General features: G+C 40.1%; 13 protein-coding genes and 2 tRNA genes. 8 read left to right on the plus strand and 7 right to left on the minus strand.

Features of this window, described 5'->3' with window-relative positions:
- The first annotated feature begins 9 nt into the window (after positions 1-9).
- From ACRD69_RS23645 to ACRD69_RS23655, 3 genes are all read left to right on the plus strand, one after another.
- Positions 10-228 (plus strand): putative signal transducing protein, encoded by a 219-nt coding sequence (locus ACRD69_RS23645; protein ID WP_430817624.1) that lies wholly within the window; start codon positions 10-12, stop codon positions 226-228.
- A gap of 563 nt (positions 229-791) precedes the next feature.
- Positions 792-1,718 (plus strand): glycosyl hydrolase family 18 protein, encoded by a 927-nt coding sequence (locus ACRD69_RS23650; RefSeq protein WP_430817625.1) that lies wholly within the window; start codon positions 792-794, stop codon positions 1,716-1,718.
- Positions 1,715-2,152 carry an MgtC/SapB family protein gene (locus ACRD69_RS23655; protein ID WP_430817626.1) on the plus strand — a complete coding sequence of 146 codons (438 nt, stop codon included), beginning with the start codon at positions 1,715-1,717 and terminating at the stop codon, positions 2,150-2,152. Before ACRD69_RS23650 ends, ACRD69_RS23655 begins: the two co-directional genes overlap by 4 nt.
- A 249-nt stretch (positions 2,153-2,401) precedes the next feature.
- Here ACRD69_RS23655 and ACRD69_RS23660 read toward each other — a convergent pair whose 3' ends face one another.
- The 4 genes from ACRD69_RS23660 to ahpC all read right to left on the minus strand — a co-directional run bounded on the left by ACRD69_RS23660 (position 2,402) and on the right by ahpC (position 7,003).
- Positions 2,402-3,607 carry a hypothetical protein gene (locus tag ACRD69_RS23660; protein ID WP_430817627.1) on the minus strand — a complete coding sequence of 402 codons (1,206 nt, stop codon included), beginning with the start codon at positions 3,605-3,607 and terminating at the stop codon, positions 2,402-2,404.
- Positions 3,608-3,691: 84 nt separating this feature from the next.
- Positions 3,692-4,564, minus strand: a complete 873-nt coding sequence (locus ACRD69_RS23665; protein ID WP_430817628.1) for a D-hexose-6-phosphate mutarotase — start codon at positions 4,562-4,564, stop codon at positions 3,692-3,694.
- 152 nt (positions 4,565-4,716) lie between these two features.
- On the minus strand, positions 4,717-6,276 hold the full coding sequence (ahpF, locus tag ACRD69_RS23670) for an alkyl hydroperoxide reductase subunit F (RefSeq protein WP_430817629.1): 1,560 nt from the start codon (positions 6,274-6,276) through the stop codon (positions 4,717-4,719).
- Positions 6,277-6,439: 163 nt separating this feature from the next.
- A complete protein-coding gene (gene ahpC, locus ACRD69_RS23675) occupies positions 6,440-7,003 on the minus strand; it encodes an alkyl hydroperoxide reductase subunit C (protein WP_430817630.1) in 564 nt (187 codons plus the stop codon).
- Between the two features lie 516 nt (positions 7,004-7,519).
- On the opposite strand from ahpC, the gene ACRD69_RS23680 reads away from it, so the two are divergent.
- A complete protein-coding gene (locus tag ACRD69_RS23680) occupies positions 7,520-9,031 on the plus strand; it encodes a GH3 auxin-responsive promoter family protein (protein WP_430817631.1) in 1,512 nt (503 codons plus the stop codon).
- Positions 9,032-9,043: 12 nt separating this feature from the next.
- The gene (locus ACRD69_RS23685; protein WP_430817632.1) at positions 9,044-9,658 is read left to right on the plus strand and encodes a deoxynucleoside kinase; all 615 of its coding nucleotides are present in this window, start codon (positions 9,044-9,046) and stop codon (positions 9,656-9,658) included.
- 10 nt (positions 9,659-9,668) lie between these two features.
- On the opposite strand, the gene ACRD69_RS23690 is transcribed toward ACRD69_RS23685, so the two are convergent.
- The gene (locus ACRD69_RS23690) at positions 9,669-10,319 is read right to left on the minus strand and encodes a hypothetical protein (protein WP_430817633.1); all 651 of its coding nucleotides are present in this window, start codon (positions 10,317-10,319) and stop codon (positions 9,669-9,671) included.
- 252 nt (positions 10,320-10,571) lie between these two features.
- Between ACRD69_RS23690 and ACRD69_RS23695 the strand changes: the two genes are divergently transcribed.
- Entirely contained in the window at positions 10,572-10,940 is a 369-nt protein-coding gene (locus ACRD69_RS23695; RefSeq protein ID WP_430817634.1) for a YccF domain-containing protein, read from the plus strand.
- A gap of 191 nt (positions 10,941-11,131) precedes the next feature.
- On the opposite strand, the gene kbl is transcribed toward ACRD69_RS23695, so the two are convergent.
- Positions 11,132-12,322 (minus strand): glycine C-acetyltransferase, encoded by a 1,191-nt coding sequence (gene kbl / locus ACRD69_RS23700; protein WP_430817635.1) that lies wholly within the window; start codon positions 12,320-12,322, stop codon positions 11,132-11,134.
- 98 nt (positions 12,323-12,420) lie between these two features.
- On the minus strand, positions 12,421-13,401 hold the full coding sequence (locus tag ACRD69_RS23705; protein ID WP_430817636.1) for an adenosine kinase: 981 nt from the start codon (positions 13,399-13,401) through the stop codon (positions 12,421-12,423).
- Between the two features lie 148 nt (positions 13,402-13,549).
- Between ACRD69_RS23705 and ACRD69_RS23710 the strand changes: the two genes are divergently transcribed.
- Together ACRD69_RS23710 and ACRD69_RS23715 are read left to right on the plus strand one after the other, a co-directional pair.
- Positions 13,550-13,623: transfer RNA gene (locus tag ACRD69_RS23710), tRNA-Asn, on the plus strand.
- A gap of 43 nt (positions 13,624-13,666) precedes the next feature.
- Positions 13,667-13,740: transfer RNA gene (locus tag ACRD69_RS23715), tRNA-Asn, on the plus strand.
- The last annotated feature ends 433 nt before the right edge of the window (positions 13,741-14,173 follow it).

A 14,173-nucleotide genomic window follows, 5' to 3' on the forward strand; every position in this document is an offset into this window, starting at 1 on the left:
ACACGATTAATGACCTGCGATAGCGCAGTTGAAGCTAATATTATAAAAGGTCGCCTTGAAAACGAAGGAATAGAATGTTTTATTGCCAATGATAATTTTTCGAACCTGATGCCCAAATACAATAATATTATGGGCTCTGGTGCGCAAATATTAATAGGAGAGAACGACCTTGAGTTAGCTATGCAAACACTTGAAATGGGAACAAAGAAACAATTAATATTTTCTTAACCTCTATGAGAAGTATACTGCTTTAATCGCCGATAATTATGCATGGGTTTTATTACCAAATCATTTTCATATCCTTATAAAGACAAGAGGTAGTAAAAGTATAGATAAACCCTTATATCAATACTTCTCCAACCTTTTTAATGCTTATACTAAGGCTTTTAACAAGTATCATGAGCGTCATGGTGCTTTATTTGAACGTCCTTTTAGGAGGAAGGCAATAAATTATGCAGCTTATTTCAAACAGGTAATTGCATATATCCATCAAATGCCGGTTCGTCATGGTTTTTGCAATCATCCATTGGAATATGGATGGAGTAGTTATCTTACATGTATTAGTGATAGAGCTACAAAGTTAAAAAGGCAAGAAGTAGTAAAATTGTTTGGTAATAGGGATAGTTTTACTGATTATCATAAGCAAAAGATAAACACTAATGAAATAGAATTATCTTTAAAATGATATTCTTTTCATAACAACTATTGTCAATAATTGAATGAAGATAGCTTTCAAATCAATAGTATTAGATTGATTGTTGTAACTTTAACTATACACAAAACTATAGCAGATGAAATCTTTATACATAGGACTATTCATTGTCTTGTTTATCTCTGTATCAATCAATGCACAAAACAAAGTTGTCGGATATATCCCCGCCAGAAGTGTTTCGGCCATGACCACTGAGAACTTTAGTCGAATTACGCAGGCCATTTATTTCGGGCTTGATGTTAACGATGAAGGGGTGTTGTCGGTTGATGATTCAAAGAATGACCTGAACTATCTGGACTCCTTACGCAGTCTGGAGCCGGTTGAACTAAGCGTATGTTTCGGCGGGTGGGGGCGATCTGATTTTTTTGCTCCTGTTACAGCCTCTGAGGATAAGCGTGCATTGTTTTGTAGCAATGTTCTGCAGCTTTGTAAGGACTATAATCTGGCAAGTATTGATCTGGATTGGGAGTTTCCAAAAAATAAAAAGGAGTTATCTGATTATGTGATACTGGTTAAGGATCTTCATCGTTTATTAGATCCCGAGGGTATAGAGATAACGATTGCAGTCGGCTTCTGGGACAAGCAGGCTCGCCTGGTTGCTGAAATGGAGCCTTACCTGGCAGGCGTTAATCTAATGACCTACGATAATGTCAGTCCTTCAAAAGGCCATGCCTCATATGATTTGGTTAAACGCTCTGTTAAACGTTTTATCAAGCATGGAATTCCTCCTGAAAAATTACTGGTAGGTGTTCCTTTTTATGGTCGTCATCGCTTGAGCCGACAAAAAACCATGGCCTATCACCAGGTGCCGGGATTGTGGGAGTCGATCAGCGATAAAGGCGAGTATGAAGGTTATTACTTTTCATCACCTGCTAATTTAAAGCGTAAGATGGACCTAATTAATAAAAAGAAACTTGGCGGAATAATGATCTGGGAACTGGGGCACGATGTGGAAAGTTCTGATCCGTTTTCATTGCTCAACTATATTAATTCGTATATAAAATGAGTTATATAGATTTTATTTTACGGTTGGTCTGTGCCCTTGTGGCCGGTCTCCTGATTGGTTTTGAACGAGGCTGGCATCATAAGTCAGCCGGGTTGCGCACCAATACCTTAGTCGTAGTGGGCTCAGCATTGTATGTGATGCTATCAATTAAAATAACTCAGAGCGAAGGAGATGTAACACGCATTATAGCACAGGTAGTAACAGGAATTGGTTTTCTGGGAGCAGGGATTATTTTTAAAGAAGGCATTAACGTCAGGGGCTTAACAACTGCAGCTACCGTATGGTGCAGTTCAGCCATTGGTTGCATGGCTGCAGCAGGATATTTTATGGAAACGCTGGCAGGAACCATTGCAGTGCTCATCATTAATTATTTTTTAATACCGATCGATAAGCGTTTATCAGAACGAAATATTGAAGAAGACGAGAATATATAGGCCTTTTTTGAATTAAGTTACCCCTAATGAGTGTGCACGACAACAGAGTTAGTTTGTTTTTGAACGTAGGAATCATTAGCAGGACACATTAAAATCCCCATCCCCACACCTGAGCTGCGGTACTTCCCCTTGCTTTCGAGAGCAAAGGGAAGAGTAGATTTACACCAATGCTTACAAATAGTAACGCTTTATATACCTTGATTTGTATGCACCTTCTTTTGCAATAGATAGTTAAGTTTCCTTTTTAAATTATAGATTTTTATAGGTGGCTCTTGTTACCTTATCAAGCCATTGATAATAGTCTTCAATTTGTTTCTTGTCACAGCCGTTCCGGTGCCAGTTGTCCAGCTTTTCATTTGTCTTTGAAAAGATATCGTTCTCAACTAATTCCAATTGTTGAATGATGCCTGTTCCTTCACTGTTTATCAGCTCAGATACATTAAGGTACTTGTAACCTGCTGAACGCTTAATGGGGTAGCAGCGGTCTTTTAAATTCATGGACAGCTGATTAAGTTCACAGTTCTTATCTCCATCGGCTACTAATACCTCGGGTAGGTTTTTTCCACCTTTAACCCATACGGGCAATGCAAGGCTGGTATTGGGAAAGCCAATCATTGTCCATATTGTTGCCAGTTCAGGAGCTTCATTTTTTGACACTCCTTCAATTAATATGGTTGATGATGACCCGTGGCGTGTAATCATATCGCCCGAGTTAATAAAGTTACTTGCTTTGGGTACTGAGCTGTATTCTTTGCGAAAGTCCTTGTTCAAAACCGAATGTTTTAAACAACGTGAGAAATCCTGAATGATGGTCTGAGTGTTAAGCTGACCCATGGCATCTGCCTGATAAAAAATATCCTGGGCAATTTGGTAGCGGATAAAGCCGTATCCCACATCTTTTTTGCCTGTAAAAGAATAATTGGTACGTATAATATAGCCATTAGGCGCCTGGGCCGGATCGTTGGCGTCAAACTTAGTATATGTGCGATTGTTAACTTCATAAAAAGCCACACCGCCTTTTGCATCCAAAACGCCAAAATGGGCGGCCAAACCTTTAGGGGCAGGACGTTCTTCAATCAACTTTTCAAAGTCGGCCAGTGTAGCACATTTCATCAGCGCCTCCTTCATAAAACGGCCTTCCTGATCTTTGAATGAAGTAGTGTCATCCAGATTGACATTGAAGGAAGCACTGTTCATAATGGCAAATCCCGCAGAATTGGATCCTCCCCATACCTGTTCTCCTTCTGCATCATTGGAATTGATCATGCCTATGTAATCGTACTTCCCATCATTGAAGTACCGCATTTTATTTTCAAAGGATTCGGTGTCGCGGAGTTTCCATATAAGAGGGCGACCATTGGCGGTGTATTTTCCTGATATGACAGCTGTGGTGCAGGCTTCACTAACCTGCATGGCAATGGTGAAAGCCATCAGGCTAACTAATAGTTTCTTCATAAGTTGTTGTATTGGATTCAGAAAAACAAGAAAGCCCTTTGTTCAGAGAAAAACAAAGAGCTTTGTCAGGATTTATAATTCTTATTAACCGAAAGTTGTTGACAAGGTATGTTTCTGGCCAGCCTGAATGGTAATGGTATCTTCCAAACAGTTGGCTGCCTCAACGCAAAGCATGTTTTTGTATCCTTCCAGCAAATCAGGCATTTTGTTAGCCAGCTCTTCGCCCGGATTCCACACGACCGTCATGCCGCTTCCGCTTTTATCAACTTCAATTGTTCTGTTTTTATCATGAATAACACACTTTTGGGTGCTGCTGTACATGCGGTTGGTATATTGCTCAAAACTTAAAAGTTCATTGTTTTCAACAGCACTGGCGTTTATAACACTATCGAAATAGTCAGCTCCATGAAGTCCTTGTAATTGAACATTCAGAATATCCGACACATTAAAATAAGAATGCAAGGCACCGCTCACGTCAAATGCTTTAATGTCTTTATTAAAAGTAGTCAGTTCAATCTTTAACTGATGATCTAATTTTATCATTAAACGGGCTTCAAACTCGTAAGGCCACAATTTCAGTGTTTGTTCGTTGGAATATAAAGCCAATTCAATACATGTTTCTTGATCGTTAGCAGACGTATGTACAACCTGCCAGCTTGAAGTCCTGGCAAAACCATGAGATGGCAAGGACTTATCAACCGGATGCGCATTGAACCAGGGCCAGCAAACCGGTACTCCTCCTCTGATTGCTTTTCCATCCTGAAAGACAGCGTGCGGGCTTACAAATAGAATGTCCTCCTGTCCGTCAGGAATAAAGCTTAAGACATGAGCGCCATACAAGGACACTTTTGCCGTTGAGCAGTCGGTTTTTAATTCGGCGATCACTGTATGTTCAAATGGCTGAAATGAGATGCTGTTTTCAATGCCAAATTGCGTGTTCAATACTTCTGAATTCATAGTCTGTGTTTTGATATATCACAAAAGTATTGAATATGGCACGATTACGAAAGGATATTCTATTAAACCCCGAAGGCACAAAGGTCACTATGAGAAAAACGTTGTGGTCTTTGTGCCTTCAGGCTAATTCGAAAAGTGATAACATTAGTCTTCTAATTCTGTATCAACTTTCCTTTTATGCTATCTTCAAAAGCCGATAAGGCAGCCTTTGAACCTTCGCCCATGGCAATAACGATTTGTTTATAGGGTACTACAGATACATCACCTGCTGCATATACACCAGGTACATTGGTCCGGCAATGAGCATCAATTTCTATTTCACCCATGCGGTTGGTCTCAACCACATCAGTAAATACTTTACTATTGGCCTGCAGGCCAATTTGTACAAATACACCATCCGTTTGAATGGTTTCCACGGTTTCTGTCTCCCGATGTTTAAAATCCAAGCCCTTAACTTTATTTCCATCGCCGTTAACACTCAGTGTTTGTGCGTTGGTAATTATTTTGACATTGGACAGTTGAGCCAGTTTATCCTGTAATACCTGATCGCCTTTGAGTGTATCGAGAAATTCCAGAACAGTAACCTCTGCAGCAATTGACGACAGGTCAATGGCCGCTTCAAGTCCGGAATTACCTCCACCTACAACCACTACTTTCTTATCTTTGTAAAACGGACCGTCACAGTGAGTACAAAAGGCAACACCCGACCCGATGTATTCACTTTCACCAGGAACACCCAATTTGCGCCAGCTGGCACCGGTTGCGATTATAAGAGCTGGTGTTATAAAGGTTTCGCCCAATGAAGTTGTAATGTGTTTTTTACCGTCAATTAATTCTGTTTTCTCAACCAGGCGATTTTCCAGGATGTCGATCGGGTAATCGTTAAGATGTTTCATCAGGTTGGCTGATAATTCGGCACCGGTTGTTTGAGGCACAGAAATCATATTTTCAATGGAGACAGTTTCAGTCACCTGGCCGCCTATCGTTTCGGCAACGATAGCTGTTGAAAATCCTTTACGGGCTGAATAAACAGCAGCTGATACACCGGCCGGACCACCGCCAACAACAACTACATCGTATTCCTTTTTAATGCTTTCTGCTGGTTTGAACGCTGCCCCTGTACGGTCTTCAATTTTAGCCAGTAATTCACCTAAAGACGAACGGCCGACATGCAACTGCTCTCCATTGGCATATACCGATGGTACGGCTTGTATATCCAAAGCCTCAACTTCTGATTTATTAATGCCGCCATCGATTATTTCATGAGTAATAGCAGGGTTTAGAAATGCCATAATATTTAAGGCCTGAACCACATCAGGGCAGTTGGTGCAGCTGAGCGATATATAGCTTTTCAGTTGTACCTTGGTGCTGATGTTCTTTATGCGTTGGCTGAGCATCTCATCGGGCAGGTTTTTACCAATGCCATCAAGGTTAAGAACTGCCAGTAGAAGAGTTGTAAACTCATGGCCCGTTGGTACGGCTCTGAAAATAACCCCGCTTGACTCATTGTTTCTTAAGATGGTGAATGATAAACCTTCACCACTGTTAATTTGTGTGTCAACTTTATCAGAACATGCCGCGACATCATTTAACAGTTCCGTCAGTTCGTTTTTATTAGGATGGTTCTCGGCAGCGGTTACCTGAAAAGTAAACTGGCTTTTCAAATTTGAAAAAACTTGCGTAACCTGATCTTTAATAGCTTGTTCCAGCATGTCTGTGTGTTTTTAGTTAAGTGTCAAAGGAATGTTGAGGAAGGACTAAATTTGAAGTGAGAGATGTGAAGAGAGCGGTGAGAGGAGAGAGGTGAGTTCAATCGTACTTTATATACATCATATCCATCAGTCTCACTTCTCACCGCACTTAGCTCATTGCTAATTATATTTTACCTACAAGGTCAATATTTGGCTTAAGCGTTTCGTTGCCTTCTTTCCATTTGGCCGGGCAGACCTCAGCAGGATTTTTGGCTACAAATTGCAATGCTTTCAGTTTGCGTAGCAGCTCATCGGCATTACGTCCAACGTTACCGGCCACTACTTCATAGGATACAATCTCTCCTTCAGGATTTACAATGAAGGTACCGCGTTCGGCTAAACCAACTTCCTCAATCATTACTTCAAACCCACGAGATAAAACTCCGGTTGGATCAGCTAACATTGGGTATTTGATTTTTTTGATGGTATCAGATGTGTCATGCCATGCTTTGTGCACAAAATGTGTATCTGTTGAAACTGAGTAGATTTCAGCACCGCTGGCTTTAAACTCATCGTATGAGTTGGCTAAATCTTCCAATTCAGTAGGGCAAACAAATGTAAAGTCGGCAGGGTAGAAGAAGAATACTGACCATTTACCTAAAACATCGTCCTTTTTTACTGTTTTAAATTCATCGTTGACGTATGCTTGTACTTCAAAATCTACTACTTGTTTTCCAATCTGTGACATAGTTATAATTTTTAATTGTTTATAATTTCTTTGTTTAAATTTTACATCAGCAAAACTATATCATGAATTGATATCAATCAAATAGATAGTATAGATGTAATAGATAGATGAAATCTATAGAGGCAGAATATCAGACATATAAGATGATGCACCTTACCACATGAGGATGGAAAAAATATTGAGAGACGCATTAACCTCGATGAAGACAAATAATTATTAACCTTATTTGATAGCAGGCATGACCCTGATAAATTGAAACGATAATCTTCTAATAAACTCTGGCGCAACAGACCTTAATAGATGACTCAGTCAAGATTATTTCTGTTTGATGATTGATATTAAGTGTGTTACGATTATTGCTCCCAATCACTGCCCGATGTCTGTTTTTTACCAATCAATTTTAATTATCTTTAATCCCTGTGAGGCTGAATCGTCAGCTATTCAGTTCGATGTAATATTGTAGTAAGGCTTTTTAATAGGAGCCAACAGAGATTAACGCTAACCGAGAATTAATATATGCCCATAATAAGTTCGATAATTTCACTGGTCAATACCCGACGTCTTTCTCAGATTGATCATTTCAAACAGAATCCGGAAGATGTACAAAAGGAAGAGCTGCATAAGCTCATTGACACAGCAAAACATACAACTTTTGGAGAGGAGTACGATTTTAAGAGTATCAGCAACTACAAGACCTTTGCCGAGCGTGTTCCTGTGCGTGACTATGAAGGTGTGCGTCCTTATGTTGAACGATTAAGAAGGGGAGAAAGTAATCTGATTTGGCCGGGCGATATTAAATGGTTTGCCAAAAGTTCAGGAACCACATCAACGAAAAGTAAATTTATACCTGTTACCAAAGGCACTTTGGAAGATTGTCATTTCAGAGGTGGCAAGGACGTATTGGCTTTATACCTTCAAAATAATCCTGATTCGGATATGTTTAGCGGTAAATGCTTAACCCTTGGAGGAAGTCATCAGATAAATAATTTCAGTAACGACAGTTACTATGGTGATCTGTCGGCCATATTGATTGAGAATTTACCATTCTGGACTCACTTTGCCCGTACACCTGAACAATCCATTGCATTAATGGATGAGTGGGAGGCTAAGCTGGAAAAGATTACAGAAACAACCATTAAAGATAATGTGACTTCGCTGGCAGGAGTGCCAAGTTGGTTTTTGGTGTTAATAAAGCACATTCTGAAGCAAACAGGGAAGAACAATTTGCTGGAGATATGGCCCAACCTGGAACTGTTTATGCATGGAGGGATCAATTTTACGCCCTATCGTAAGCAGTATAAAGAACTGATACCTACCGATAAAATGAATTACCAGGAAACATACAACGCTTCTGAAGGGTTCTTTGGTATCCAGGATGATCTTAATGATCCGGGTATGTTGCTGATGCTGGATTACGGTATCTTTTATGAATTTATTCCTTTAAATGAAATAACACATCCACACCCCAATGCCAAGACGATTGAGGATGTTGAGATGGGCGTGGACTATGCCATGGTGATTTCTACCAACAGTGGTTTGTGGCGCTATATGATAGGTGATACCGTCAGGTTTACATCTTTACGACCTCATAAGATTGTTATCACCGGACGAACAAAACATTACATCAACGCCTTTGGGGAGGAGCTGATGATTGAAAATGCTGAAAAAGCCCTGGAGAAAGCATGCTCCAGTACCAATGCGGTGATCAAGGAATACACTGCGGCTCCTGTTTTTATGGATGAAGAAACTAAAGGGGCACATCAATGGCTGATTGAGTTTGATGTTATGCCCGGCTCTATTAACAATTTTACTGAAGCATTGGACAAAACTCTTCAGGAAGTAAACAGTGATTACGAAGCAAAACGTTATAAGAATATTACCCTTGACGGACCGGATGTGGTTGTGGCCCGTCCTCAGCTGTTTATGGATTGGCTGAAAAGCAAAAATAAGCTGGGAGGACAAAATAAAATACCACGTCTGGCAAATAACCGGGAGTATATCGATGAATTACTGAAGTTGAATCACTAGAAACAACACATTATGCATATCGCCGTAGCAGGAAATATTGGTTCAGGAAAAACATCTTTAACAGAGTTATTAGCGCATCATTTTGGTTGGGAAGCGCATTTTGAAGACGTGGAAGATAATCCTTATCTGGCAGACTTTTATGAAGATATGCCACGCTGGTCATTTAACCTGCAGATATATTTTCTAAAAAGCCGATTCTCGTCTGTTCAGGAAATCAGGAAATCAGGTAATACTGTTATTCAGGATCGGACCATCTACGAGGATGCATATATTTTTGCTCCCAACCTGTTTGATATGGGACTTATGAGTCGACGCGATTATGAGAATTACGAGTCCTTGTTTGAAGTCATGAGTAATATGGTTCAGCCGCCCGATCTGTTGATTTATCTGCGTGCTTCTATTCCAACATTAGTTGATCAGATTCAGATGCGCGGGCGCAATTATGAGAATAATATCCGCCTGGAATATCTAAAACGTCTTAACGAACGATACGAAGCCTGGATCGACAAATACACCAAGGGTAAATTGCTTATAATTGACGCGAATAAGATCGATTTTATAAAAAACAAGGCCGACCTGAGCATGATTATCGATAAGGTAAATGCCGAGTTGCACGGCTTATTTTGATACTTTCTTTTTACAAACCAAAAAGTAAGCCAATATTCAGGCTTATCTGATTCTGGCTTTTATGAGAGTTTTGTGTGGCATTGCCATAGTCTGGAATAAAGATGACTGTTGGTTCCATATGTTGAATAAGGTCCATCTGTAGATGGCAATCAAGCAATATCTTATCAGATAATTCCACAAGAAAACCAAATTGCGGAGCAATGCCGGGTTTCCACTCTTTGGTAGTGTAGGCAGTTGACGGATTTGAAATATTATCAGAATTAAAATCCATCGTATTGATCAGGTAATAGGCTCCGAATGAAATACCGGCATAGGGTCGAAATTCATCCGTACTGAAATAATAGCTTCCATTCAACAAAAGACGTAAAGTCTGGTATGAAACATCAATTCCACCCTGGTTAGCCACGTCCCAAACATTACTGCCATCCTGGTACTGATAGCTTAGGTCGGCACCCAGAGATAAAGCATCATTGTAAAACCATTTACCGGTCACTCCGGCCAGCAATCCATTATCCGAAAGATCTTTAAATCCATATTTTTCACCACCTGGACCAATATTGGTAGGAAAGGAATAGCCCAGCTTGCCGCCAATAAAATACTCTTGAGCATCAGATGCACATGGCAGGGTGCATAACAGTAATAGTAAGGTTAAGAATCTCATTTCAACTTTTATTATAAACATCTCTATGGCAGATGACTGATCGCCAGGAAGTTTTTATTGGCAAAAGCCTTTAGTTCTCTGTCATTCGTCTGCATTTATATTCATACCAATAAGATTGACTGCCAACAAAAATGCTTTTGTTGTCAGGTGTGAAAATAGAAAATGTTTGTTAGATTTGATGTGTCTCATTTAAGATTAAAACCATAACCTCGGACTTTCTTTTTAGAACTCCGGTCTCAAATCTATTACTTTATGTCGTTTATTGGAAATATTATCTGGCTGCTCTTCGGAGGTTTGATCACTGCTATCGAATATTTTATATCCAGCCTGTTATTAATGCTTACGATCATTGGTATTCCCTTTGGTCTGCAAACCATGAAGCTTGGTGTTCTTGCCTTATGGCCCTTTGGCAGCAAGGTGGTTGACCGACCACAGGCCAGTGGTTGTTTGAATACCTTAATGAATGTTATTTGGATCTTTATCGGTGGTATCTGGATCTGTATCTCACACCTTGTTTTTGGAATCTTACTGGCGATCACCATAATCGGTATTCCATTCGCCCGTCAGCATTTTAAACTGGCGCATATTGCTTTAGTACCGTTTGGGAAGGATATTCGATAGGTGGTTTTATGCACTAACAGCTTTTATTTAGCCATGGGGCAGTATGAAGGGCATTTGTGATCATATCCTAATCATTTGTGGATAGTAGCACGTAATACTAATAAAAAAGAGCAGCTCGTCCGAACTGCTCTTTCTTTATTACGACAAGATGTAAAACAGTTTTGTATTTACATCCTTATTCTATTTGCTAATTAGTCAATTACTTTTAGCTCTTTACCGATTTTGATAAATGCAGCGATTGCTTTATCAAGGTGGTGTTGCTCGTGAGCCGCAGAAAGCTGGATACGGATACGTGCCTGTCCTTTTGGTACAACCGGATAATAGAATCCAATAACGTAAATGCCTTCATCCAACAGGCGTGCTGCAAACTCCTGTGATAATTTTGCATCGTATAACATTAAAGCTACAATTGCCGACTCTGTTGGTTTAATATCGAAACCTGCTTCAACAATCTTAGTCTTGAAATATTCAGCGTTAGAAATAACTTTATCACGTAATTCAGTTGACTCAGTCAGCATATCAAAGATCTCTAAAGCGGCACCAATAATTGAAGGTGCTAATGAGTTAGAGAATAAATACGGACGTGAGCGCTGACGCAACATATCGATAATTTCTTTTTTACCCGTAGTATAACCACCTAAAGCACCACCCAAAGCTTTACCAAGAGTTCCGGTAATGATATCAACGCGGTCCATGCAGTTGTGATATTCATGAGTACCACGACCTGTTTTACCAATGAAACCAGATGAGTGGCTATCGTCAACCATGACAAGGGCATTGTACTTATCGGCTAAGTCACAAATTTCATTCAACTTAGCAATGTCGCCGTCCATTGAGAATACACCGTCAGTTACGATGATGCGGAAGCGCTGCTCCTGTGACGCTTTTAACTGCTCTTCCAAATCAGCCATGTCGGCATGCTTGTAACGATAACGAGCTGCTTTACACAAACGCACACCGTCGATAATTGAGGCATGGTTTAACTCGTCAGATATAATGGCATCTTCAGCTGTGAATAATGGCTCAAAAACACCACCGTTTGCATCAAAACATGCTGCATAAAGGATTGTATCTTCCATTCCGAAGAATGAAGCGATCTTTTCTTCAAGCTGCTTGTGGATATCTTGTGTTCCGCAAATAAAGCGAACAGAAGACATACCATAACCGTGCGTATCCAATGCTTTTTGCGCTGCTTTTACCACACGTGGGTGCGATGAAAGACCCAGGTAATTGTTGGCACAAAAGTTTAGTACAGGCTCTCCACCCTGAACATTGATTTCAGCGCCCTGAGGCGTTGTAATGATGCGCTCTTTCTTATAAAGACCAGATTCTTTAATAGCCTCAATTTCCTGAGCAAGAAAATCCTGAAATTTACCGTACATGACTATAATTTTACAGTGTGATTAATCGATTTTAACTTCAAAAGTACAGGCATTAATATTAAAGAACAATGACTAATAACACTTTTTTAGCTTTCGAATTAATTTAATTCTTCTTTTATAAGCTTTTGAATGTTACCCCACTTGCTTTCGTTCATTTTCGGTCCAACTACCTCAATAACGTTTCCAGATAAGATAGAACCGATTTTTCCACATTTCTCCAATGACAGATCCTGGATCAGGCCAAACAGGAAGCCAGCAGCGTATAAGTCGCCGGCACCAGTTGTATCTATACTTGTAGCCGGAATAATACCAACTTTCACCACTTCATCGGCACGCTTGATCATTGAACCTTCCTTGCCCAGCTTAAGAATAGCAACTTCAGTTCCTTCAGCAAGCTGGTGCAGTGCTTCTTCACCTTCTTTGCCCGTGTAAGCCTTGGCTTCTTCTTCGTTGGCAAAAACAATGTCAACGTAATTATGCACCAGGTCTCTCAGGAACTCAAGGTTATCCTCAACCACATTAAAGCTGGCCAAATCAATACTTGTGATCAGGCCATTTGCTTTGGCCATTTTATAGGCTTTTTCTATGAGGCTTTTGTTTTGCACTAAATAACCTTCAACATGGAAATATTTGTAGTCGGCAAATAACTCATCAACAATATCATCCTGTGATAACTCAACTGCAGCGCCAAGGTAGGTGGCAAATGTTCGCTCTGAGTCGGGACTGATCAATGCATTGGCATGGCCGCTCTTCGTATCAGATTCAAGCAGGTGAGGCGTGATGTTGTGCTCAGTCATGTCCTTTTTGAAAACTTCACCCAGGTCATCTTTACCAATTTTACCAATGAAGCCGGTTTTAACACCAAGACTTGCCAGGCCATGAATGGTATTGGCAGCTGAACCACCACTTGCCAAATCCTTTTTAATATGAGAAGTTGCTTCCTGCACTTTTTGGGCAGCTGTTTCATCAACTAACTGCATACTGCCCTTCGGTAAATCCAGTTTTTCCAGTAATTGGTCGTTTTCCAGGATTGCTAATATATCAACAAGGGCATTTCCTAATCCTAATACACTACTCATTCTTAATTGTTTAGTATTTTGATGTAAATTTATTCTAAAAATATTTGTCAAAGATATTGGATATTTTGAAGATTCCTTATAGTTTTGCAACGCATTTGAAAAAAACGCCTCCTAAACGAAGGAGAGAATGTTAGCTTAATGTACAAATTCCCTAGTAGCTCAGTTGGTTAGAGCGGCGGACTGTTAATCCGTAGGTCGTAGGTTCAAGTCCTACCTGGGGAGCTTTAAAAAGCTTCAACGAAAGCTTTATAATTTGAAAATATTTTCCCTAGTAGCTCAGTTGGTTAGAGCGGCGGACTGTTAATCCGTAGGTCGTAGGTTCAAGTCCTACCTGGGGAGCTGAAAAAGCCATCTCATTAAGAGGTGGCTTTTTTTGTGTTGTGCCATATATGGTTTTTAGAAATCAACAGGGAAGCTGGCGATCACAACCAAATTCTGGGTCCAGGCATAAATTTTACACAAACGATAGAGAAAGAACTTCACATCTGTCAAGCCTCTAAACTGCCTTCTGTTTTTATTATTTTAGGTTTGGGGTGATTAACTGAAATTTCAGTTTCTCCGTTGATGAAACATTTAATAATATTAGAGCTGTATGTCAGGCTGAATTGAAAATCGACGCAGTCAAAGCCTGATACATCAGAACTTGGGGCAAAGCGCACGAGTGTTCGAAAAGATTCAAACATTCACATATATAGTGTTTTGCAAGCTGTAAATCAGCTCTCCTCCTGGCAAGGAGGAGTACCTCGACGAAGGAGAGGGGAGGTGGTTTTAA

Origin of the sequence: Carboxylicivirga agarovorans, from assembly GCF_050589845.1 — a bacterium.
GTDB lineage: Bacteria > Bacteroidota > Bacteroidia > Bacteroidales > Marinilabiliaceae > Carboxylicivirga > Carboxylicivirga agarovorans.